20 protein-coding genes are annotated in these 22,576 nt (G+C 64.0%); 1 reads left to right on the top strand and 19 read right to left on the bottom strand.

The features are described from left to right. Positions 1–24: 24 nt before the first annotated feature. The 18 genes from JHD67_RS02015 to JHD67_RS02100 all read right to left on the bottom strand — a co-directional run bounded on the left by JHD67_RS02015 (position 25) and on the right by JHD67_RS02100 (position 19,950). Positions 25–333 (bottom strand): hypothetical protein, encoded by a 309-nt coding sequence (locus JHD67_RS02015; RefSeq protein WP_199096795.1) that lies wholly within the window; start codon positions 331–333, stop codon positions 25–27. 76 nt (positions 334–409) lie between these two features. Next, a complete protein-coding gene (locus JHD67_RS02020; protein ID WP_199096797.1) occupies positions 410–1,747 on the bottom strand; it encodes a sigma-54 dependent transcriptional regulator in 1,338 nt (445 codons plus the stop codon). Continuing rightward, positions 1,732–2,265, bottom strand: a complete 534-nt coding sequence (locus tag JHD67_RS02025; RefSeq protein ID WP_199096799.1) for a PDZ domain-containing protein — start codon at positions 2,263–2,265, stop codon at positions 1,732–1,734. Before JHD67_RS02025 ends, JHD67_RS02020 begins: the two co-directional genes overlap by 16 nt. 68 nt (positions 2,266–2,333) lie before the next feature. Continuing rightward, a complete protein-coding gene (locus JHD67_RS02030; RefSeq protein ID WP_199096800.1) occupies positions 2,334–4,136 on the bottom strand; it encodes a DUF885 family protein in 1,803 nt (600 codons plus the stop codon). A gap of 94 nt (positions 4,137–4,230) precedes the next feature. Further along, entirely contained in the window at positions 4,231–5,442 is a 1,212-nt protein-coding gene (locus JHD67_RS02035) for an FtsX-like permease family protein (protein WP_199096801.1), read from the bottom strand. A gap of 11 nt (positions 5,443–5,453) precedes the next feature. Then, positions 5,454–6,776 (bottom strand): ABC transporter permease, encoded by a 1,323-nt coding sequence (locus JHD67_RS02040; RefSeq protein ID WP_199096802.1) that lies wholly within the window; start codon positions 6,774–6,776, stop codon positions 5,454–5,456. Positions 6,777–6,872: 96 nt separating this feature from the next. Further along, positions 6,873–8,096 carry an FtsX-like permease family protein gene (locus JHD67_RS02045; protein ID WP_199096803.1) on the bottom strand — a complete coding sequence of 408 codons (1,224 nt, stop codon included), beginning with the start codon at positions 8,094–8,096 and terminating at the stop codon, positions 6,873–6,875. Between the two features lie 10 nt (positions 8,097–8,106). Beyond that, positions 8,107–9,411: an ABC transporter permease gene (locus JHD67_RS02050; protein ID WP_199096804.1), complete on the bottom strand. Its 1,305-nt coding sequence runs from the start codon at positions 9,409–9,411 to the stop codon at positions 8,107–8,109. Positions 9,412–9,442: 31 nt separating this feature from the next. Then, complete coding sequence (locus JHD67_RS02055; protein WP_199096805.1) at positions 9,443–10,672, bottom strand: ABC transporter permease; 1,230 nt, start codon at positions 10,670–10,672, stop codon at positions 9,443–9,445. Between the two features lie 15 nt (positions 10,673–10,687). Further along, entirely contained in the window at positions 10,688–12,001 is a 1,314-nt protein-coding gene (locus JHD67_RS02060) for an ABC transporter permease (RefSeq protein WP_199096834.1), read from the bottom strand. Positions 12,002–12,078: 77 nt separating this feature from the next. Further along, positions 12,079–13,308, bottom strand: coding sequence for an FtsX-like permease family protein (locus tag JHD67_RS02065; RefSeq protein WP_199096807.1), 1,230 nt, complete (start codon positions 13,306–13,308; stop codon positions 12,079–12,081). 13 nt (positions 13,309–13,321) lie between these two features. Continuing rightward, positions 13,322–14,635: an ABC transporter permease gene (locus tag JHD67_RS02070; protein WP_199096809.1), complete on the bottom strand. Its 1,314-nt coding sequence runs from the start codon at positions 14,633–14,635 to the stop codon at positions 13,322–13,324. A gap of 62 nt (positions 14,636–14,697) precedes the next feature. Continuing rightward, positions 14,698–15,420 carry an ABC transporter ATP-binding protein gene (locus JHD67_RS02075; protein ID WP_199096811.1) on the bottom strand — a complete coding sequence of 241 codons (723 nt, stop codon included), beginning with the start codon at positions 15,418–15,420 and terminating at the stop codon, positions 14,698–14,700. Positions 15,421–15,444: 24 nt separating this feature from the next. Further along, the gene (locus JHD67_RS02080) at positions 15,445–16,716 is read right to left on the bottom strand and encodes an efflux RND transporter periplasmic adaptor subunit (RefSeq protein WP_199096813.1); all 1,272 of its coding nucleotides are present in this window, start codon (positions 16,714–16,716) and stop codon (positions 15,445–15,447) included. 173 nt (positions 16,717–16,889) lie between these two features. After that, entirely contained in the window at positions 16,890–17,468 is a 579-nt protein-coding gene (locus JHD67_RS02085; protein WP_199096815.1) for a hypothetical protein, read from the bottom strand. A gap of 201 nt (positions 17,469–17,669) precedes the next feature. Then, positions 17,670–17,888 carry a hemin uptake protein HemP gene (locus JHD67_RS02090; RefSeq protein ID WP_233171577.1) on the bottom strand — a complete coding sequence of 73 codons (219 nt, stop codon included), beginning with the start codon at positions 17,886–17,888 and terminating at the stop codon, positions 17,670–17,672. A gap of 69 nt (positions 17,889–17,957) precedes the next feature. Next, positions 17,958–18,848, bottom strand: coding sequence for a subclass B3 metallo-beta-lactamase (bla, locus tag JHD67_RS02095; RefSeq protein WP_199096817.1), 891 nt, complete (start codon positions 18,846–18,848; stop codon positions 17,958–17,960). Positions 18,849–18,981: 133 nt separating this feature from the next. Beyond that, complete coding sequence (locus JHD67_RS02100) at positions 18,982–19,950, bottom strand: aldo/keto reductase (RefSeq protein WP_199096819.1); 969 nt, start codon at positions 19,948–19,950, stop codon at positions 18,982–18,984. A gap of 155 nt (positions 19,951–20,105) precedes the next feature. Here JHD67_RS02100 and JHD67_RS02105 point away from each other — a divergent pair, with 155 nt between their 5' ends. Further along, positions 20,106–21,122: an NAD(P)-dependent alcohol dehydrogenase gene (locus JHD67_RS02105; RefSeq protein ID WP_199096821.1), complete on the top strand. Its 1,017-nt coding sequence runs from the start codon at positions 20,106–20,108 to the stop codon at positions 21,120–21,122. Between the two features lie 81 nt (positions 21,123–21,203). On the opposite strand, the gene JHD67_RS02110 is transcribed toward JHD67_RS02105, so the two are convergent. Beyond that, positions 21,204–22,576, bottom strand: a 1,373-nt coding sequence (locus JHD67_RS02110) for a YadA-like family protein (RefSeq protein WP_199096823.1), incomplete at its 5' end; no start/stop codon positions are given.

Below are 22,576 nucleotides of genomic sequence, written 5' to 3' on the forward strand. Positions count from 1 at the left end.
GGGTTCCCCCTGCCCAACACCCTTTCAATGACACGCGCCGGCTACTCCCATCGGTATGCAATTGACGTTGGCGCCGCGACCGTTGTTGATGATCACGCGAATCGGCGTCTGGTCCGGTGGCGCCTTGTCTTTGGGCGCCTGTCCACTGAAGTTGAAACGCTGGGCGTCGCCAGCCGCCGTGCTCAGCGCATCGCGGTAGGCTTCGTGGCTGCTTGCCGGCGGTGCCGGCACGCTCCAGCGATCCCCCGCGAGCGACGCGGGCGGCGCAACCGTCTGCGCGGCAGCGCTGGTGCACACCCAACCGGTAATTAGCAGTAAGCGGCGATAGCGCATGGCGAACTCCATCGGCACAACGCCCATCATCCTCGCCCGTTAGGCACGCGGCAATCATGCCTGACGACCGAGAACCTCAAGCCTGGGCCAGGCCATAACGTTCCATGCGCCGGTACAGCGCCTGCCGCGACAGGCCGAGTGCCACCGCGGCACGGCTGACCACGCCACCGGCCTTGTCCAGCGCCGCTTCCACCGATTCGCGGCTGGGCTCGTCCAGATTGCGCACGGCGGCGGCCGCCACCTGAGGCAGGTTGAGTTGCTCAGGCGTGATGCGGCCATCGGCGCTCAGCAGCGCGGCGCGCTCGATCGCATTCTTTAGCTCACGCACGTTGCCCGGCCAGGTATAAGCCAGCAGCGTTTCGCGCGCGGCGTCGCTCAGTTCGGCGCGGCCGTCCAGAAAGTGCTCGGCCAGCGGCAGGATGTCGTCCACGCGCTCGGACAGCGGCGGCAGGTTCACCTCGATCACGTTGAGGCGGTAGTACAAGTCTTCGCGGAAGCTGCCGGCGCGAATCATGCCCTTGAGGTCGGCATTGGTGGCGCTGAGCACACGCACCTTCACGTGGCGCGTGCGGCCGGAACCCAGTCGTTCGAACTGGCCGGTTTCGAGGACGCGCAGCAGCTTTACCTGGCCGGACAATGGCAGGTTGCCGATTTCGTCGAGGAACAGTGTGCCGCCATCGGCCAGCTCAAAGCGTCCCTCGCGCGCCTTGTTGGCACCGGTATAGGCGCCAGCTTCCGCACCGAACAGCTCGGCCTCGATCAAGTCGCCGGGCAACGCACCGCAGTTCACCGCGATGAACTGACCGCGTTTGACCCCGGAATTGGCATGCACGATGGCCGCGATGCGCTCCTTACCCGCACCGTTGGGGCCGGTGATCAGCACCGGCACATCCGAGCGCGCCACCTGACAGGCAAGCTCCAACGTGCGGGCCATGGGCTCGGAGGCAAACACCAGGCCGTCCAGGTCGTAGCGGCGCTGCAGGTCTTCACGACGCTTGCGCCGTTCGTTGCGGGTGCGGTTGACCTCGCGGGTGGACTCGGACAGCTCCAGCAGGTTCTCCACCGTCGCCATCAACTTGGCGTCGTCCCAGGGCTTGGCGAGATAGTCAGCCGCGCCGGCCTTGACCAGTTCCACCGCGGTTTCCAGATGCGTCCAGGCGGTGAGCAAAATCACCGGCAGGTCGGCATGGCGCTGGCGGATGGCACGGAACAGCGCGATGCCCTCCTCGCCCGAGGTGGTATCGGCGGTGAAGTTCATATCCTGAATCACCACGTCGATCCGCTCGCTCTCCAGCAGCGCCAGCCCATGTTCGGGGGTCAGGGCGTTCAGCGGGCGAATGTCATGCAGCGAAAGCGCCAACGAGAGCGCTTCGCCCACGGCGGGGTTGTCATCAATGATCAGTACGGTTCGCATTCGTCGCTTGCACATGTAGACGTGGATGCATCTCCACGCCAAAAGGTTGCCATTAATTTGACCTTGGCGGCCAATCGGCGGGATCGCGCCTCAGCTGCCATGGGGCGGCGGCGGTGGCGCGGGGGGAGCCGGCGGGGCGGCGGGGGTTCGTGGAGCAGCCCGGCACGGGCCTCGGCGGCCAGTGGCAGCGGTTGTTCCGCCCCGTTGCGACGCACCACGAACGGCAGCGGCGCGCTGTCATGGGCGCGCAGCCCGGCGAACAGCGCGTCCACGTTGCTTACGGGTGCCCCGTCAGCCGACACGATCACGTCGCCTTTGCGCAGTCCCCAAAGGTTGTCCGGGGTGAGTGCGATGACCACCACGCCACCCTTGTCGGTGCTCAGGTGCAGGTACTGTCCCTGGCTACGCCAGCGCAAGGTGTTCTGCGAATGCCAGGCGAAGCCATTGGCTGCTAGCGCACCGCTCGCGGCCAAGCCCAGGGCGGCGCCCAGAAGCGGGCGCGAGAACATAGATGACATGCAGGCCCCCTCTTGCAGTGAACCCCGGTGCGCGTCGCGATGGGCGACGCGCACCAGGCGTGGGCGCTTTAGCCCTTCGGGTGTGCCGGCGCCTTGCCGGACTTCACCGCAGCGATCCACGCATCCACGCGCGCTTCCAGCACGTCCAGCGGCAACGCACCGCCGCCGAGAATCTCGTCGTGGAAGGAGCGGATGTCGAACTGATTGCCCAGTTGCTTCTTGGCGCGCTCACGCAGCTCCAAGATCTTCAGCTGGCCCGTCTTATAGGCCAGCGCCTGACCCGGCCAAGTGATGTAGCGGTCGGTTTCGGCCTGCACATCCGGCTCGTCCTCGCTGGAATGCTGGTGGAAAAAGTCCACCATCTGCTGGCGTGTCCAATGCTTGTAGTGCACGCCGGTATCGAGCACGAGGCGATCGGCACGCAGCAGTTCGTCGGACAGGCGGCCGTAGTCGGAAAGCGGGTCTTTGTAGAAGCCGATCTCCTTGCCCAGGCGCTCCGCATACAGCGCCCAGCCTTCGACGTAGGCGTTGTAGCCCGCCTGCTGGCGGAACGGCGGCAGGCCCGGCAAGGTCTGTGCGATGGAGATCTGCATGTGATGGCCCGGCACACCTTCGTGATAGGCGGTGGACTCGATGGTCAGCACGCTGCGGTTGGCGAAATCACCGGTGTTGACGAATACCTTGCCTGGACGCGAGCCATCCGGCGTACCCTGCTGGTACTCGGCGGCAGCCGCTTCCTTCTCGCGGAAGGCTTCCACCGGCACCACTTCCACCTTGGTCTTGGGCAGCAGGCCGAACAGCTTGGGCAGCTCCGGCTGCATGCCGGCAATATAGCCACGGTAGCGGTTGAGGATGTCCTCACGCGAGGTGGCGTGCGTCTTGGGGTTGGTGGTGAGCGACTGGCGGAAGCTGGGCAGGTCCTTGAAACCCTGCGACTTGGCGATCACCGTCATCTCGTCTTCGATGCGCTTCACCTCGGACAGGCCGATCTGGTGAATCTGATCCGGCGTTTCCTTGGTGGTGGTCATCTGCTCCACCTGGAAGCGATAGATCGCATCGCCGTTGGGCAGCTGCCACACGCCCGGCTGGGTACGGCCGTGCGGCGCGTAATCCTTGGCCACGAAGGCGCTGAGCTTGGTGTAGGCGGGGCGCACCTGCTGGTCGATGGCGGCCAGGATGGCGTCGTGCAGACGCTTCTGGTCCGCCGCCGAGACGGTCTTGGGGAAGTGCTTGAGTGGCTCGGCGAACACACTGTCCATGCCGGCCGGCTTGGCGATGCTGTCGATCTGCACCACCACTTTATCCAGCAGGTACTTGGGCGGCATCATGCCGTCCTTCAGGCCCTGGCGAGCGACATCCGTCACCTGGTCAAGCAAGGTCGGCAACGCCTTCAGGCGGGCCAGGTAATCGTCGTATTCCTTGGTGTTCTCGAACGGGATGGAGCTGACAAAGCCAGCCAGGCGCAGGTGCACGCCGCTCATCTGCTCCAGCGGCATCTCGTCCAGCTTCAGGTCATGCGCCTTGATGCCATCCTGCAGCTGGCGAACCATGAGCTGCTGGTTGAGCTTGTCTTCGTCGGAGAACCCGGTGGTATCGATGGCCTGGAAGCGCTTGAGAAACTCCTTGGCCTTGTCGTAATCGACCTGCTGATGCGCCAGCGAGGCGTCACTCCAGCGATCGTTGTAGCGCAGGTCGCCCAGGATGGTCGCAAATTCTGGCGCGCTCTCCAGCGAATACTGCCATTGTTCGGCCAGCAGGTCGTTCAGCGCCTTTACGCGCGTGGGCACATCCGCCGTCGCCGCATGCAGCGGAGCCACCAGGGCTACCGACGCAAGCACGCCCGCCAACACCATTCGCGGTCCGATCTTCATAAAGCCACCCCTCCCGGTTGAAAGTACCCCTTATTCTGACCCGGAACGGGGGCGCCCACCCGTGCCAGAGCGCACGCCGGGGCTGTCACGTAACCTACACGGAGCGGGTCGCCACCACCGGGGGTACCGATGCCGCGCGCAGGGCCGGCCCCAACACGGCCAGCTGCCCGATGACCCACAGCAGCACCGCCCCCACCGGCAGGTAATACAGCGGCAATCGCGGCAACTCGTAGATGCGCATCAAGGCGATGTTGAGCGCGAACGCCAGCAGCATGCCGATCGCGATGCCGCCGGTGACGATCAGGAAATTCTCGGTCTGGAAGTAATAGAGGATGTCCAGGCGCGTGGCACCGATGGCACGCCGCACGCCAATCTGCTTGCGTCGCTGCTGCACCCAGAAGCTCGCCAGCCCCACAATGCCCAGGGCGGTCACCATCAAGAGCGCCACGATCACGCCGGTGAGCATGCTGGCCATGACGCGAGCCTGATGAAAATAGCGCTGGCGCAGCTCACTCACCATGCGGCTCTGGTCCAGATTGAGCACACCCTCGGGTACGGCTTTCTGTGCGGCGGCGCGCGCCTCGCGCAACACGCGCGGCAAATCGGCCGGCGCGGCACGCACAGCGAACACCCCGGTCAACGTCCGACCACCCGGCGCCGTGGGCGCGAACACGGCGTACTCACTGGCGTCCGGTCCGCGGCGCCCACTGGGATCAGGGCGTGCCAGATGATCCATCACGCCTACCACGGTGAAATGGAACTTGTCCGACCAGAACTCCTTGCCGAGTGGGTCCTGCCCCGGCCACAGGCGCTCAGCGAAGGCGCGGCTGATCCACACCGAGGTATCCGGGGACAACCAGATATCGGAGCGACGGAAATCCTCGGGGATGAACTTGCGCCCGGCCACCAGGCGCAGGCCCAGCGTTTCCGCCGCGCCTGGGCCACCCAAGTAGAAATGCGGCACGGCGACATAGTGCTCGCGGTCGAGATTGATGCCGTTGTCGCCGGCACGATCGGAGAACGGCAGCGCATTCACCGCCGCTACCGACTGCACGCCGGGCAGCGCGCGCAAGGCGCCCTCAAGGCGCGCATTCACGTCGTTGCCGTTGCACTGATCGCAATCCACATGGATCAGCGCCAGCGAGGCCTCATCCACGCCACTGTCGATGCGCATCGAATTGAGCCGCTCGGCCACCAGGAAACAGGCGTTGCACAAAACGGCGCAAGCCAGCGCAATCTCCATGGCGATCAGCATGGCCGCCAGCCGATGGCGACGCAGCGCGGCAAGAACGGGAGCAACCTGCATGAGCATCCTTTTCATAGCGTCTTCAGTTGCAGCGCCGGAGCCACCCGGCAGGCACGTAGCGCGGGCAGCACGCCCGCCAGCAGGCTGCTGCCCAGTGCAGCGGTGAAGGTCACCAGGAACATTCGCGTATCCAGGTGGGCCAGGTCCGCATACGGCACCGGTTGCTGGCGCACCAGCCACAAGCCGACCAGGGTGAGCAGCCAACCGAAGATGCCGCCGATCAGGCCAATCGTGCCCGCCTCCACCAAGCACTGCGCGAACACATCCCGGCGGCTGGCCCCCAACGCGCGGCGCACACTGATCTCGCCGCTGCGGCGCAGGAACTTGGCCAGCAACAAGCCCACGGTGTTGAACAGGCAGACCAGCAGGAACGCGAGGGCCAACCAGGCCTGCAGGCGCACGTCGCTGGGCACCACGCCGTTGAAATCCAGCCATTCCATCAAGCTGCGAAGGCGCGTGTTGCCGGCGTGCGTAAAGCGCCCCAGGGCCATTTGCTGCGCGGCGTAATCAGCCAGGAAGCGGCGATAGCCCGCGACCTTGGCGGGGGCGTCCAACTGCACCCACAGACCCAGCCACACGCACGGCGAGTTCTGCAGATGCCCTTGCCGCTCGGGCAAGTGCCAGCAGGTGAACTGCTGAAAGTTGCCATCGTTGATCTCCAGCCCGGACGCAAAGGGCGTAATCACGTCCTCCGGCTTGCCGTAGAAATCCGCCGTGTCGCCATCGGCGAAGCGACCGCCGCGTACGCTGTAGAACTGCGGCGACGGTCGCCACGGCTTGAGCACGCCCACGATGCGCACATCGCTGTCACGCAGTCGCAGCGTGCGACCCACGCTGTCGGCTCCGGCGAAGAGCTTCTGGTTGAGGTCATCGGAGATCACCGCCACGCGTGCCCGCGCACTTTCGTCGGCCTCGCTCCACGGGGCCCCGTACTGAAATGGCACGTCGAACATGGGAAAGAAATCCGGCGTGACCGAAAGCAAGGTCGTCATCACCGGCGGCGTGCCAGCCTCGGGCTGGCTCAGCTTGACCGGACTTTCCACCACCAAGGTCTGGCGATCCGCACGGCGCGCGCTCCACAGGTCCATGGCAGACTGGTAATCCAGCATGTCCATGGGCTCGGCATCATCCTTATGGGTCGGGTACGCGTCCACTTGTGCGTAGTAGATATGTTGGCTGCGGCCCGGCAGCGGGTCGCCGGACAGCAGGTGCATCACGGTCAGCGTCGTCATGCTGGCGCCGATGCCGACGGCGATGGCCAGCACCATCAGGCCGGTCAGCACCTTGTTGCGCCGAAGACTGCGCGCGGCCAGGTCCAGGTAATACCCAAGCATCCCCTACTCCTTGTTGATCGCCCGTGCCCCGTTTACACCAGGGCGCCGTCCCGCATCGTGCCCTGCCGAAGACAGGGCCCGACGCGATGCGGAAATTCAAACCGAACGCGTCGCCACCACCGGCGGCACGGCCGCTGCTCGCAACGCGGGCCCAAGCACGGCCAGCTGGCCGATGATCCACAGCAGTACCGCGCCGACCGGGAAGTAGATCGCCGGCATGCGCGGCAACTCGTAGTGCACCATCAGCAGCAGATTGATGCCGTAGGCCATCAGCATGCCGAGCGCGATGCCAATGGTTGCCAGCAGGAAGTTCTCGGTCTGGAAGTAATTGAGTATGTTGCGACGGGTTGCGCCCAAGGCACGCCGCACGCCGATCTGCCGGCGACGCTGCGCCACCCAGAAGCTGCCCAGGCCCACGATACCCAGGGCTGTGACGATCAACAGCGCCACGCACACGCCCACCAACAAGCCAGCCATGGCGCGATCGTTCTGGAAGAAGTCATGGCGCAAGTCATCGAGCGTGACCTTCTTGAGCACGACGCGACGGGGATTGATCTCCTTGAGCTTGGCCAGCGCCGCCGCGAGCACGCGCTCGCGGTCGCCTGGAGTGCGCGTAAGGATGGCGTAGCGCCCATCGGCCTCGCGCATGGGCATGATCATGCTGTAGCTCTTGGCCGAATCATCCCAGATGGACGGACGCACCAGCTCCCTCACCACGCCCACCACGGTAAGTGGGTATTCGGAGATGTAGAGCTGCTTGCCCAGCGCGGACTGCCCCGGCCACAGCCGCTGCGCCATGGTCTGCGTAATCACCACCACGTGCGGGATCTGCTTGGCATCCTTGGCTGCCGCGGCACGCACGACCTGGTCGAAGTCCATGTACTCGTCGGGCAGCAGGTCACGACCTTCGATCAGCTGCGTGCCCATCGCCTTCACCAGGTTCTCGCCGGAATACATGGTGGCGTTGAGCGTGGACAGGCGCTGCTTGAGGTCCAGCTTGATACCGCTGTTGGACGATGAATTGCCGAAGGGTATCTCGTTGATCGAGGCCACCTGCTCCACCCCGGAAATCTGGCGCAGGGCGGCGAGATCCTCAAGGGTTCGTGCCTTCTCGTCCTTGCTCGCCCCGATATCGGCCAGCTCGATATACACCAGGCGATGTTCGTCCACACCGCTCTGCATGTTCATGCGGTCGATGCGCTGATTGATGATGAATACCGCGTTGCAGATGATGGCGCAGGTCAGCGCAATCTCGATGATCACCAGGAAAGCCGTGATCTTGTGACGACGCAGGGTGGAAAGAATGGGCAGGATATCCATGTGCGTATCCTCACTGGCTCTTCAGTTGCAACGCCGGCGCCACCTGGCAGGCACGCCAGGCCGGCAACAGGCCGGCCAGCAGGCTCGCGCCCACCGCCAGCAGGAAGGTCATGACCAACATCGACAGGTCCAGGTGCGCCAGCGACGCATAGGAGGATGGCTGCAGCCGCACCAGCCAAAGGCCAAGGAACGCGAGCAATAGGCCGCCCACGCCACCGGCCAGGCCGATCACGCCCGACTCGATCAATAGCTGGGTGAACACCTCGCGCTTGGACGCACCCAAGGCCCGGCGCACACCCAACTCACCCGTGCGCCGCAGGAACTTGGCCAGCATCAGGCCCACCGTATTGACCAGACACACCACCAGGAAGCCCAACGCCAGCCACGTCTGCAGCTTCACGTCGCCCGGCACCACCTTGTTGATGTCCAGCCACTCCATCAAACCGGGAAGACGCACATTCACCGGCCGCTCGAAACGGCCAAGCGCTTTCTGCTCCTGCGAGTAGTGCTCCAGGTATTCCTTATAGGCCGCGACTTTGGCCGCGCTGTCCAGCTGAACCCAGAACTGCAACCAAACGCACGGCTGGGTTTCGGCGTGATCGTCGTCGCCGCCGCCGGTACCCCAACAATCGGTCGAACCGTTGTGGTCAAAGCGCATGTCGCGGGAGGTGGTCAGCGGTACGAAGATATCTTCCGCGTTGGAATAGTTGCCCATGTTGACGTCGTAGAAGTGCGGATTGGGCCGCCACGTATCCAGCACGCCGATCACCCGGAAAGCGCCCTCCTTGAGGCGCAGTGTCTGACCGGTGCTGTCCTTGCCGCCGAACAACTTGTCGTTGAGGGTGCGGCTGATCACCACCACGCGCGCCTTGTTGTCATCGTCCGCGGCACTCCAGCCACGGCCGTACAAGAACGGCACCTGGAACATCGAAAAGAAGTCACTGGAGGTATAGCGGGCATCGCTATAAAACGGGTCCATACCCGATTGCGCCGGCTGCACCGGCACCGCACCGCCCGTCATCAAGGCCTGGCGGTCACCGCGCTTGGCCTTGAGCAGGTTCATGCCATCGATCCAGGTGATCTGTCGCGGCGGCTCCATGCCAGGTTCGAACCCGTCCATGTCGCGCGGTTCGAGCTGCGGATAGAACAACGTGCCGCTGGTACCGGGCAGCGGATCGCCCGACAACACATGCAACACCGTCAACGTTGTCATGCTTGCGCCAATACCCAGGGCGATGGCCAGCACCATCAACGCGGTGAGCATTTTGTTGCGCCCGAGGCTGCGCAGCGCCAGATCTAGGTAATAGCTGAACATGGACTCCCCTCCTATCCGTCGATCCACCCGGTCACACTGACCGCGTGGCCTCCACTGGTGGCACTCGCGATGCACGCATGGCAGGCGCAAGTACCGCGCCCTGCCCCAGCAGCAGCAGAATCACCACCCCGCCAAGTACGTACATCAGCGATAGCCGATGCATTTCGAACCGCGTGACCAACCACAAATTGATCGCAACCGCGAGCACCGTGCCAACCAGCGCGCCGCCACAGCTGATCAACAGGTTTTCCGTGAGGAAGTACTGCAGGATGTCCTGCCGCGTCGCGCCCAGTGCCCGGCGCACACCGATCTGCCGGCGACGCTGCCCCACCCAGAAGCTGGTCAGGCCCACGATGCCCGCCGCCGTGATCGCCAGCAGCACCACGCAGATCACGCCCATCAGGATGGCCATGCCACGGTCGCGCTCGTAGGCACGCGCACGCACTTCGGCGAAGCTGAGCACGCCATCGTCTTCATTGATGATGCGTCGCGGGTTGTGCTGAAAGAGCGCCGTGGGCGCAGCGCGCATGGCGGCCTGGAGCTGCCCTGGCCGTGCCCGCACGATGTAGAACGCACCCAGCGAGATCGCCAGCCGCTTGGGCACGATGACCGAGCGATAGGCAAAAGCCGAGGCCCAGCGATCCACGCTCTGCGCTTGCAACAGATCGACCACACCGACGATGGTGCTTGGCCCACCGATCAGGTAAAGCGTTCTACCCACGGCATCCTCACCCGGGAACAGCTTGTCCGCCAACGCCTTGGTCACCATCACCACCGGCGGCCCCAAGCGGTCGCGCACATTCATGGGCGTGATTTCCTCCGCGCGGAAGTTGCGACCGGCCGCGAGTTTCAGGCCCAGTGTGTCGAGGAAATGGTCATCGGCGAAGTAGATGGTGGCACCGGAGCTGTCTTGCAGCTGGTCGGGCTTGAGCTTGACGGCGTCGTCCCAGCCGCCGCCGCGCAGCGGGTAGGAATTGCTCGGCGTGGCGTCCTGCACACCGGGCAACTCGCGCAGCACGCGCAGATCCTCGCGAATCTTCGCGTCGGCCTGCTCCGCGGTGGACGAGCCCACCCATTCGTTCTGCACCACAAAGATATTCGCCTCGTCCACGCCCGATGGCTCGGACAAGTGAGCCAGGCGCTGCTCAATGATGAATAGCGCATTGCACACGATGGCCAGGGTGAGCGCGATCTGCATCGCGATCAGGAACGTACCGGCCTTGTGTCGGCGCAGTGCGGAGAGAATCGGCTTGATCTGCACGGTTCGCACCTCGCCTCAGTTGGACTTGAGCTGCCAGGCCGGCTGCACTTGCGCCGCCCGCCAGGTGGGATAGAACGCTGCCAGCACGGTGGCCGTCACCGCCAGCAACAGGGTAAGAAACACCAGCGAGAGATCCAGATGCGCCAACATGGCGATCTGTGGCTCGAACACCATGCCCACACCGAACATGCCCAAGCCGGTCAACAGCAACCCGAGCGCGCCCCCCGCCAGACCCACCATGGCCGCCTCCGCAAGGAATTGGCGGTAGATATCCGCGCGTGACGCACCCAGCGCGCGCCGCACACCGATCTCCGGCGCCCTGCGCATGAACTTGGCCAACAGCAGACCCACCGTGTTGACCAGGCAGATCACCAGGAAGCCCAGCGCGAGTGACAGCGAGATGCGGCTCTCCGGTGGCACCGCGTGTTCGTGCTCCAGCCACGCGTGCACGTCGCGCAGACGGTTGTTAGGTGCCCAGTTGAAGCGGCCGCTGTTGCGCTGATCCTGGGCATAGCCATCCAGGTACTGGCGATACGCCTGCACTTGATCGGCCGTATTCAACTCCACCCACGCGCTGATCCACACGCACTCGCCGCGCAACCAACTGTCCCAATTGTCGCCGCGCTTGCCATCGCTGCCGCAGTTGTTGTTGCCGTAGGTGTCGATCTTCTGATCCACCGCGTAATTGAACGGGATGTACACCTGGGACGGACGCGCATACGCGTTACCGCTGAACATATCGAAGAAGCGCGGCTTGGGATCCCAGTTTTCGGTCACGCCCACGATGCGGTATTGGCGATCATCCAAGGTCATGCGGCGCCCCACACTATTCTCGCCGCCAAAAAGCTTTTGGTTCAGCGCGCGACTGATGACGACCACCGGCTCGCGTGCTTCATCCTGTTCCGCGCTCCAGCTGCCGCCGTATTGGAATGGCACGTCGAACATGCTGAAGAAGTCGACGGTGGTCGCATAACCCAATGCCTTGAACGGCATCTTGTGCGCGTCATCGGGCATCACCGACATGCCAACCTGAAACAGCAGCGTCTGGTGCGGCGCTCGATGTGCGCGCATGAGCGCCACGGCGTCGGTGTAATTGAGTGCGTCCGGTGGCTCGCCTTGGCGGTTGTATTGCGGCCCGCGATTGTCGATCTGCGGCACGAACAGCTGCGAGGATTTCTGCGGAATCGGATCGCCCGATACCGCGCGGAACACCGCGTAGGTCACCATCGATGCCGCCACCCCAAACCCGATCGACATGATCATCAGCGCCGTCAGCAGCGGATTGCGCCGCAGGCTGAAAGCGCCAAGTCGCAGGTTGTGTACAAACATGCCGCTCATGAATACCTCGTTTTGACTCGAGACTCCGCCCGCTCCGGGGCCGTCCATGCTCTTTCGCCAGGCACCGGCTACACCGAACGCGTGGCTTCCACGGGCGGCACGCGCGAGGCGCGCATCGCCGGCGCCAGCACCGCGCACTGTCCCAACAGCAGCAGCGCCACTACGCCGACCAACACATAAGTCACGGATAGCCGCGCCATCTCGAATTGCGTCACCATCCACAGGTTCATGCCGATGGCCAGCAACGCGCCCATGAGGACACCGGCGGTACCGATCAACAGATTCTCGGTAAGGAAGTAGCTGAGAATGTCGCGCTGCGTTGCACCCAATGCCCGGCGTACGCCGATCTGCTTGCGGCGCTGGCCGACCCAGAAGCTGGTCAAACCCACGATGCCGGCCGCCGTGATACCCAGCAGCACCGCGCAGACCACGCCCATCAGCACCGCCATGCCCCGGTCGGCGCGATAGGCCGATTCGCGCACCATGGCGAAGGTGCGGATGCCGTTCTTGGGCGCGATGACACGCATGCGGTTGGTCTTGTAGAGCGCTGCGGGCGCCGAGGCCATGACTGCGCTCAGCTGGCCGGGCTTGGTGCGTATCATGTAATTGGTGAAGGTGCTGACGAGGCGATAAGGCTCGATGATTGCGTTGTCATAGAACGTATCGGACCAGTTACCGTTCCAGGGCACCTGGAGACGCTCGACGATGCCGATCACGGTGCTCGGCTTTTTGGTGTCACCGATATAGATCGGCTTGCCCAGTGCGGAGCTGTCGGGGAACAGCTTGTCGCTCAGCGCCTTGCTGATGATGACCACCGCCGGGTCGCCCACTTCCTTGGGATCGGCTTCGCCGATCTCATCAGCCTGGAAGTTGCGCCCCGCGACCAGGCGCGTGCCGAACGTGGCGAGGGTATGTTCATCGCTGAAATACAGAGTGGTATGCGCCTTGGATTTCTTGTCGTCGGCGTTGAGGTGCACGCCGGTGGACCAGCCACCGCCGCGCAATGGGTAGGAGTTGACGGAGATGGCATCCTCCACCCCAGGCAACTGGCGCAGCGCGGCGAGGTCGGCGCGGATGAGCGGGCCGCTCTCTTTATCTTCCACGCCGACCATGCGGTTCTGGATGGCCATCAGGTTATTCTCGTCCAGGCCGGTTGGACGCGCGATGCGATCCAGGCGCTGATGGATGATGAATAGCGCGTTGCAGACGATCGCCAAGGTGAGCGCGATCTGCAGCGCGATAAGGAGGGTGCCGGCCTTGTGGCGCTTGAGCGCGGCGAGAATGGGCTTGATCTGCATGACGATGCGCGCCTCAGTTGGATTTCAGCTGCCAGGCCGGCTGAATCTGCGCAGCCCGCCAGGTGGGATAGAACGCCGCCAGCACCGTCGCCACCACGGCAAGCACCAAGGTAAGCAGCACCAGCTTCACGTCCAGCGTGGCGAGCTTGGCGATATCCGGTTGGAACACCAGGCCGACACCAATCACTCCCAGACCGGTCAACAGCAGTCCAACCAGGCCACCGGCCAGGCCGATGGCGGCCGCCTCGATCAGGAATTGTGCGTAGATCTCCTTGCGCGATGCACCTAGCGCGCGGCGCACGCCGATTTCGGAGGCGCGCCGCATGAATTTGGCCAGTAACAGGCCGATGGTGTTGATCAGGCAGATCAGCAGGAAGCCCAGGGACACCAGCAAGGACACCTTCGCTTCCTGTGGCACGACCTTCTGGTAGTCCAGCCAATCGGTAACGTCGCGCAAGCGCGTATTGGGCGCCCAATGGAAGCGGCCCGAGCGCTGCTGTTCGGCGGCATAGCCGTTAAGGTACTGACGATAGGCGTCCGCATCGGCCGTATTGGGCAGCTCCGCCCAATACTGCAGCCAGATGCACTCGGAGCGGATCCAGTTATCCCAGCCCTGCCCGGGGTCCTTGTTGCAGTTGTTGTTGCCATTGGTGCTGATCTTCAGGTCCACGGCGCGCGTGAACGGGATGAAGATTTCCGTGGTGTCATCGAACGCGTTGGTGTTCACCACGTCAAAGAACAGCGGTGAAGGGTTCCATTGGTCGACCACGCCGGTGATGCGGTAGGTGTGACCGTTGAGGTTGATGTCCTTGCCCACGCTGTTGGCGCCATGGAACAGCTTGTCGTTGAGTGTGCGGCCGATCACCGCCACGTCGGCGTGCGCGTTGTCGTCGGCGACAGACCATGCCGAGCCATACAGGAAGGGAATATCGAACATGGCGAACGCGTCGCCGTACCAGGCGTAGCTGTTCTCCATGAACGGCAACAGCCCCGCATCGTTCGGCACTACCGAGAGGCTGACCGGGTAGAGCACGGTCTGCCGTTTGGCGCGATGGTCACGAATGAGGTTGGTGGCATCGGTGTAAGTCATCGCCTGCGGCGGCTCGCCCTTGTTCTCGGCGGCGTCCTCCGGCCCCCAGTTGTCGATCTGCGGCACATAGAGCTGCGATGACTTCTGCGGTATCGGGTTGTTCGCAGTGGCACGGAACACCGAATATGTCGTCATCGAGGCAGCCACGCCGCATCCGATCGCCAACACCATCAGGGCGGTCAGCAACGGGTTTTTGCGAAGACTGCGCAGACCAAGCTGGAAATAGTAGGCAAACATGGGCATCCGCTCATGGAGGTCGGGCCGGCGACCCGCGATGGGTCGCCGGTAGGCGTTGGCACTCAGGCCGGCGAGTTGGCGCGTGCTGCCATGACGCTGTGGTGGAAGCGGGGGTCCTCCGCCAGATCCACGACCTGACCATCGATGATGTGCACGTTGCGCTGGGCGCGGGCGGCCAGTTCCGGGTCGTGCGTGACCATGACGATGGTGGCGCCTTCGCGATGAATCTCTTCCAGCAGTTCCATCACGCCGCGCGCCATCTGCGTATCCAGGTTGCCGGTCGGTTCGTCCGCCAGCAGCAGGCGCGGCGAACCGGCCAGCGCGCGTGCGATGGCCACGCGTTGCTGCTGACCGCCGGAGAGTTCGGCCGGGTAGTGCTTGGCACGGGAAGCCAGGCCCACGCGCTCAAGCGAATGCATGATGCGCTCTTTGCGTTCGGCGGCCTTCATGCCGCGATAGCGCAACGGCACTTCCACGTTGTCGAACACGTTGAGGTCGGGAATCAGGTTGAACGCCTGAAAGATGAAGCCGATCTTTTCATTGCGGATGCGCGAGCGCTCGTTGTCGTTGAGGTTGCTCACTTCCACGCCGTCCAGGTGGTACTGGCCGCCGGTGAAGGTTTCCAGCAGGCCGGCGATGGTGAGGAAGGTGGTCTTGCCCGAACCGGACGGACCGGTCACGGCGACGAACTCGCCTTCGTTCACGTTGATGTTGAAGTCGCGCAGCGCATAGGTCTCCACCACTTCGGTGCGGTAGACCTTGGACAGATGAGTCATCTTGAGCATGGTGGTGTCCTTCAGTGGTGGTCGTTAGTTGCTGATGGCGACGCGCTGCGCGCCCTTGAAGCTGTCGGTACCGGAGATCACGATGTTGTCGCCTTCCTTGAGGCCATCGAGAATCTCCACTTTGTCGATACTGCTGGCGCCCACGCGGATGGTGTGCTTCTCCGCCACGCCGTCGTGCACGATGTAGGCATAGCTGCCACCGGACTCGTCGACGAAGGAGCCGCGCTGCACGGTGAGTACGTTGTCGCGCTTGTCGAGCAGGATGCGCACGGAAAGACGCTGGTTCTGGCGCAACTGTTTGGGCGTTTCGCCCTCAAAGCGCAGGCGAGCGGCGACTTCCCCATTGACGACTTCCGGCGAGATGGCGCTGACCAGGCCCTTCCAGGTAGCGCCGTTGCCGCTGATTTCGCCGCCCATGCCGATACCCAGGTCGCGGGCGAAGCTCTCGGGCACCTTCATTTCCACTTCCAGCGCGGAGAGGTCGATCACGCTGAGCAACTGGGCGTCCTTGGCCACGGTGGCGCGCTCGGCAATGAACAGCTGACCGACCTGACCGTCGACCGGCGACTTCACGTTGAGGTCGTCCACTTGGCGCTGCAGGTCTTTCACCAGCAACAGCTGGCGATCATGCGCGAGCTTCTTGGACTGGATATCGAAATTCAGGCTGTCGGTATTGGTGGCGAGATCCGCCTTGGCATGCTCCAGCGTGATGCGCGCCTTCTCCAGCGCATCCTTGGACTTGTCCACGTCCATGCTGGGCACGGCACCTTGCGAGAACGCCTTCTGGTAGCGGGCAAGGTCGCGCTGGGCGCCCTGCTCGTCGATGTTGGCGTTGTCGTAGCCCTTTTGCAGTTCGCCACGTGCCTTGCGGGCATCGATCTGCGCACGCAGATAATCCACCTGCATGGCATCGGCGGCGCTTTCTTCCTGGGCGAGTTTGTTGGTGAGTTCCGGACTGTCGATGACGGCCAGTATCTGGCCCTTCTTCACCGCATCGCCGGCGTGCACCTTGAGGGTGACGGCGCCGCCGTAGGTGGCATACAGGGTGGGGCTGACTGCGGCTACCACCTTGCCTTCGGCGGCGATGTCGCGCACAAACGGTCCGCGCTGCACGGTGGCGAAGGCCAGGCGCGAGCTGCTCACCGAGGCGTCCGCCGAGAACAGCCGGCCGATACGCGGGCCGAACAGAGCGATGAGCGCCAATAGCGCCAGGCCGACGCCGATCAGCACCACGCGGCGCTTGCGGTTGGGTTTGACTTCGACCAACCGGTCTTGGGCTGAGGTATCTCGAATCATCGACGGGTCCCTGGCCGCGGACAGTGCGGCCCCTGACCCTAGTCAGCAAGCGTCGTGCCAACCCTGAAAGGACAATTTATCGCCGTTTTTTCATAAGGTTAGAGCAACCCCATGGCGCCATCACATTGTCCGCGGACACCGGCACGGACAAACGGACAAGCGTCCGCGGACGTTCAGCCGGTCGCCAACGCCACCGCTGCCGTGCGAGCCACTTCGTGGGCGATGCCGCGGCCGAGCGGCGACAACGTTTGGGGCGGCGCGCTCTCCAGCAGGTTCAACACGCCGATCCGGCGTACGCGGAAATGCAGCAGTTCGGCGTGCGTGGCGCGACAAGCGAGTCGTTGAGCGCTCAACGGGGCGGAGGGCAATGCGCGCGAGCGCACCAGCAGCGCATCCCAGGCCAGATAGTCGGTGTCGGGCAACAGATGCAGGCGCGCACACAGGTGTCCGCCGGCGTCCATCGCATCGATCCATTCGCGCGGTCCATCGGCGCCGATCATGCTCGACACCATCAGCTCATGCGTATGCAGCAGCGGCGCCAACTCGCGGCGCTCCACCAGCCAACCGGGCGGCAAGGGCGCCGTCTCGTGCGCGCCACGCGGCGCAGGCAGGCACAACACGCTACCCAACAAGGGCAAACAGGCGGCCAGTTCATCGCCGCGCATAGCGACCGTGCATCGACTGATATCGACATCCACGGCCGCGCTGAATGGGCGAACCGAGGCAAACGCATGAGCGAGCCAACCGAACATCGTCGTTCTCCGCAAGAGAGGCGACCCGGCTGGCTGTTTCGCGGTAACAGCGTGGCGATAGGCCTGTGGAATGCGCGCGGCGACCGCATGATCGCCGCGGAGATGGGCGTCCTTGCCCCATGAAGCTCCCTCGGGGGAGCCGGTGGCTGCACGTCCCGCTGCCGCTTGCTGCGTCCGGCAGGGACACGCGGAACGGGCGGCTTACTTGGTCAGGATCAACTTGTCGTTGCGCGTGAGCCGCAGGTGGTATTCGTTGCCTTGGTGCTGGATTACCAGTTCACGCGCGCCTTTGAGCAGCAGTTCGCTGGAAACGCGCCGGGTTTCACTGGCGAGCTCCGGCAGCTTCTTCAAGCTCAGCAGGCGGAACGGGCGTGCCAGCACCTCGGTGCCTGGGTGGAGGGGCATAGCCGTCGTGGTCATCGGGAAGCTCCGCAGTCGTCTAGGACACACAGATGATAATAATTCTCATTTGAGTGTCAACTCCCTGATTCAATGCTCGATGCGCCCCGCCCCCTCGGCCTGCTCCCGGGCCAGGCGCGCCGCCAGCTTGGCCTTGCCTGCGTCGGCATAGGCGCGACAGGCGCCGCTGTCGATCAACGGATTCGGCGTTGCCCCGGCATCACGCTTGGCGATGCGCTCCAGCAACTGGCTCTGATCCGGATGGGGGCTCAGCAGGATGTCACACGGCAAAGCGGCCACCACGGCAATGCCGCGCTGATAATCGGCCACGCGGCGCGGATGCGCCGGGTCGCTGAAGCGAAAGCCGTCGGCCGCGAACGCACCCAGGCTGTCGGCGTAGACCATGTGCTCGCAGCGCCCTGCCTCACAGGATTGCCAGGTCCACGTGGTGCTACCCGGCGTATGACCAGGCGTGTAGTGCGCGGTCAGCGCGACGTCGCCCACCTTCACCACCCCACCATCAGCCACCACCGACACCGCGGCCACCGGGGGGAAAGGACTTGCCTCGCCATACTGCGGATCGCCCGGGTCCTTGCCGCCCAATCGCAGCGCGTTGGCACCGGCGGCACTGGCCATCACCTTGGCGCCGCTGTCATGCGCCAGCGCGGCGATGGCGCCGGCATGGTCGAAGTGCGCATGCGAGTTGAGAATAAGCTTGATGTCGCCGACGCGAAAACCCAGCGCTTTGATGTTGTCTTCGACTTGACCCACGTTGCGCTGCAGCGTGCCATCGATCAACACCAGGCCGCTGGGCGTGGCAATCAGGATGGCACTCAGGCCCTGGGTGCCAACGTAGTACGTGTTGCCGTAAATGCGGAACGGCTTTTGCGGCTGGCTCCATTCCGGCGACTGCGCATGCAGCGCGGTGCTGCCGAGCGCAGCCAGGGCAAAGAAACAGGCCGTGCGTACGAGGCCTTTCATAGAAACAAACTCCCTTTGACGATGCCTTATCGAAGCGGCACGGCAGCATGGCGCCACCGTGCGCCGCGGCGACGATGCCTGAAAGGCGAAATGCGGGCAAACGCGGGCACGGCGCGGGCGAGCAGCAGATGCCTCAGGCGACCGCGGCCTCGATGCGCTGAATGACCTCGGCATCCAACCGTGGCAGCAACTCCAGCGCTCCCAGATTCTGCTGCAGCTGTTCGAGCTTGCTCGCGCCCAACATCACCGTGGATACGTGCGGATTGACCAGGCACCACGCAATGGACAGCTGCGCCAGCGACACGCCCAGATCAGCCGCGATCGGTGCCAGTCGCCGCACCTTGTCGATGCGATGGCCTCCCTGCTCCAGGATCGCCTCGCGCAGCCACTCGTAGCCCGGCTGGGCCAATCGACCATCCGCCGGTACGCCATCGTTGTACTTGCCGCTAAGCAACCCCGAGGCCAAGGGCGACCAGATGGTCGTGCCCATGCCGTAGTTGGCGTAGAGCGGCGCGTATTCCTGTTCCACTCGCTCGCGATGCAGCAGGTTGTACTGCGGCTGCTCCATCACTGGGGCGTACATGTGGTTTTCGCGGGCCACACGATGTGCCTCGATGATCGCCTCGGCGGGCCACTCGCTGGTACCCCAATAAAGCACCTTGCCCTGGCGCACCAAGGTATCCATGGCCGCGACGGTCTCCTCGATCGGCGCATCCGGATCGGGCCGGTGGCAAAAGTAGAGATCCAAGTGTTCTACGCGCAAGCGTTGCAGTGCCTGGTGGCAGGCCTCGATCACGTGCTTGCGCGATAGCCCGCGCTGCGTGGGTAATGGATGATCCACCGCGCCGAAAAACACTTTGCTCGACACGCAGTAGCTGTCGCGCGGAAAGCGCAGGTCGGCCAGCACGTCACCCATCAGGGTTTCCGCGACGCCATGGTTGTAGGTCTCGGCGTTGTCGAAGAAATTGATACCGCGATCGTGCGCCATGGCCAGCAGGTCGCGCGCCAGCGAACGACCTACCTGTTTGCCAAACGTAACCCAGGCGCCAAACGAAAGCACGGAGAGCTGCAAGCCCGATTTTCCAAGACGTCGATACTGCATGGGGTAGCGCTCCGGCAAGAGGGGTGGATCAGCATGCCAAGACACCGCCGTTCCGTCCACGGCAGCGGGCCGTGCCTGGCGTATACGCCGGAGCGACGGTGACTCCACTATGCTGCTGCGTCGCTTTTCCACGCTATCCACGACGGAGCTGCATCATGTCGAACATCCAGGGCTGGGCCGTACAACAGGCCGGTCAACCGCTCGTTCAAACGCAAATCGATCCAGGCCCGCTCGGCGCCGAGGAAGTGGAGGTCGCCGTGGATTACTGCGGCATCTGCCACTCCGACCTGTCGATGATCAATAACGAATGGGGCTTCTCGCGCTACCCGTTTGTACCCGGGCACGAGGTGATCGGCCGCGTGACGGCGCTGGGTCCGCAGGCGAAGGGTCTGAAGATCGGCCAGAAGGTGGGCATCGGCTGGACCGCAGAAAGCTGCATGCATTGCCGCCAATGCCTGTCCGGCCACCAGAACCTGTGTGCCAAGGCCACACCCACCATCGGCGGTCACCATGGCGGCTTCGCGGATAAGGTGCGCGCGCATTGGGCCTGGGCCATTCCGCTTCCCGAGGGCCTGCACCTGGCCAGCGCCGGACCGCTGTTGTGCGGTGGCATTACGGTGCTGGAGCCTTTCCTGGCTTACGACATCGGCCCCAGCGCGCGCGTGGGTGTTGTTGGTATCGGCGGGCTGGGTCATATGGCGATCAAGTTCGCCAAGGCATGGGGCTGCGAAGTCACCGCGTTTACCTCCACCGCCGCCAAGGCCGACGAAGCGCGAGGCTTCGGTGCCCATCACGTGGTTTCCAGCCAGGACGCCAGCGAGATCGCCGCCATCGCAGGCACGCTCGATCTGCTGCTGGTTACCGTGAATGTGCCGCTCAACTGGAACGCGTTCATCAACACGCTGGCGCCGCGCGGGCGCATGCATGTGGTGGGCGCGGTGCTGGAGCCGATTCCGGTGCCGGCGTTCTCGCTGATCGGCGCCCAGCGCGAGGTTTCCGGTTCGCCCACCGGCTCCCCGGTGGACATTGCCACCTTGCTCGACTTCGCCGCGCGCCATGACATCCGCCCGCAGGTCGAGATGTTCCCGATGAGCAAGGTAAACGAGGCACTCAAGCATCTGGCCGATGGCAAGGCACGCTATCGCATCGTGTTGGACGCCAATGCCAGCTGATTCTTGCTGAAAAAAAAGCCGAACCCCGAAGGGTTCGGCTTTGCCGTCAAACGGCTGTAAAACACTTACGGGTGCAAAGGCTTACCAGGCGTAGGCAGCACCCATACCCGCACCCTTGTCACCTTGGCTGTTCGCCGTCAGGCCCGCACGCAGGATCCAGCGGCCGTTCTCGCTGATGCCGGTCATACCGACCGAAATGGCGTTCTGACCGTTGTACGTACCCACACCTGCCGACACGGTGTTCATGTTCGGCTGGTAGGCCTGCGGCATGTTGGCCATGGCGATGGCCGAGGCCGTGCCCGCCGAAGCGCGACGCTGAGTCTTGTCGATGCTGCGCGACAAGACACTGAAGGCCTGGTCGGTGTAGTTCTTCGACCAATCACTCATGGCATTGAGCTGGGACATGTTCACCGCATCCGTAGCATTGACGCCAGCGGCCACGTTGGTGACGGTACGTTCGGCACCCGCCGCGCCCACCGACACGCTATTGGCCTGCGTCGCCACCGAACCGGTACCCAGTGCCACAGCGTTGGTGGCCGCCGCCTCCACCGATGCGCCCTGACCCACGGCCGTACCCGAGCTTGCGTTCACGCTGCTGTTGGAACCCACCGCCGTACTGCTTCCAGCGAGCGCCTGCGCGTTGCCACCGATGGCGGTATCGCCCGTGCTGGCCGCGTAGGCATCATTGCCCGTGGCCAGGCCGTAGGTACCCAACGCCTGTGCGTTGTGCCCCATCGCCGACGCATTGTCGCCAGAGGCAACACTGTTGTAGCCCAGGGCTACACCTGCGGTATCGCCGGAGTTCGCGGCGTTATTGATGCTCGAGCCTTCTGTAGCCGTGAGGTAGGAAATTTCCTTGCCGCTGCCAGGATTCGGGATAATCGGATCAGGGACGATGACATTACCCTCAAGCACCGTCACTCGGGCATCCACGCTGTTGATCTGGGTCACCAGGCCCGACAACTGACCGAAGTTCACTGCGTCGTACGGGTTCTTGCCGTCCGCCACATTGGTGAGCACCACCGGAGTCGTCGAACCAAAACCACCCAGCGTCACCTGACCACGGTTCATGCCTGGGTCGTAGACCACGGCATCAAGCATGTTGCCACCGATGTCGACCAGGCCCGCTGCCTTTAGCTGGCTGACGTTTACCGCGTCATTGTCGTCCGTGCCGTTGGCGACGTTCTTCAGCGACACCGGTGCGCCGCCCTTGGCCAGCGTGACACTGCCGAGGTTCGGCGAGCCGTCCGCATTCTGGTCGTAGGTCACCGCCGCCAGCGCGTTGCCGTTGCCGTCGATCAGGCCAGCATTCTTCAGCTGACTCACGTTCACGGCATCGGCGTCGTCCACACCGGCCATCACGTTCTTCAGCGTGCGGGCGTTGCCATCCTTATCGGCAAAGTCCACTGCCTCGCCATCGGTGCCTGCGCCCACCGTCAGGTTCGCACCCGGGG

Origin of the sequence: Dyella sp. ASV21 (assembly GCF_016428975.1) — a bacterium.
In the GTDB taxonomy this organism is placed as follows: domain Bacteria; phylum Pseudomonadota; class Gammaproteobacteria; order Xanthomonadales; family Rhodanobacteraceae; genus Dyella.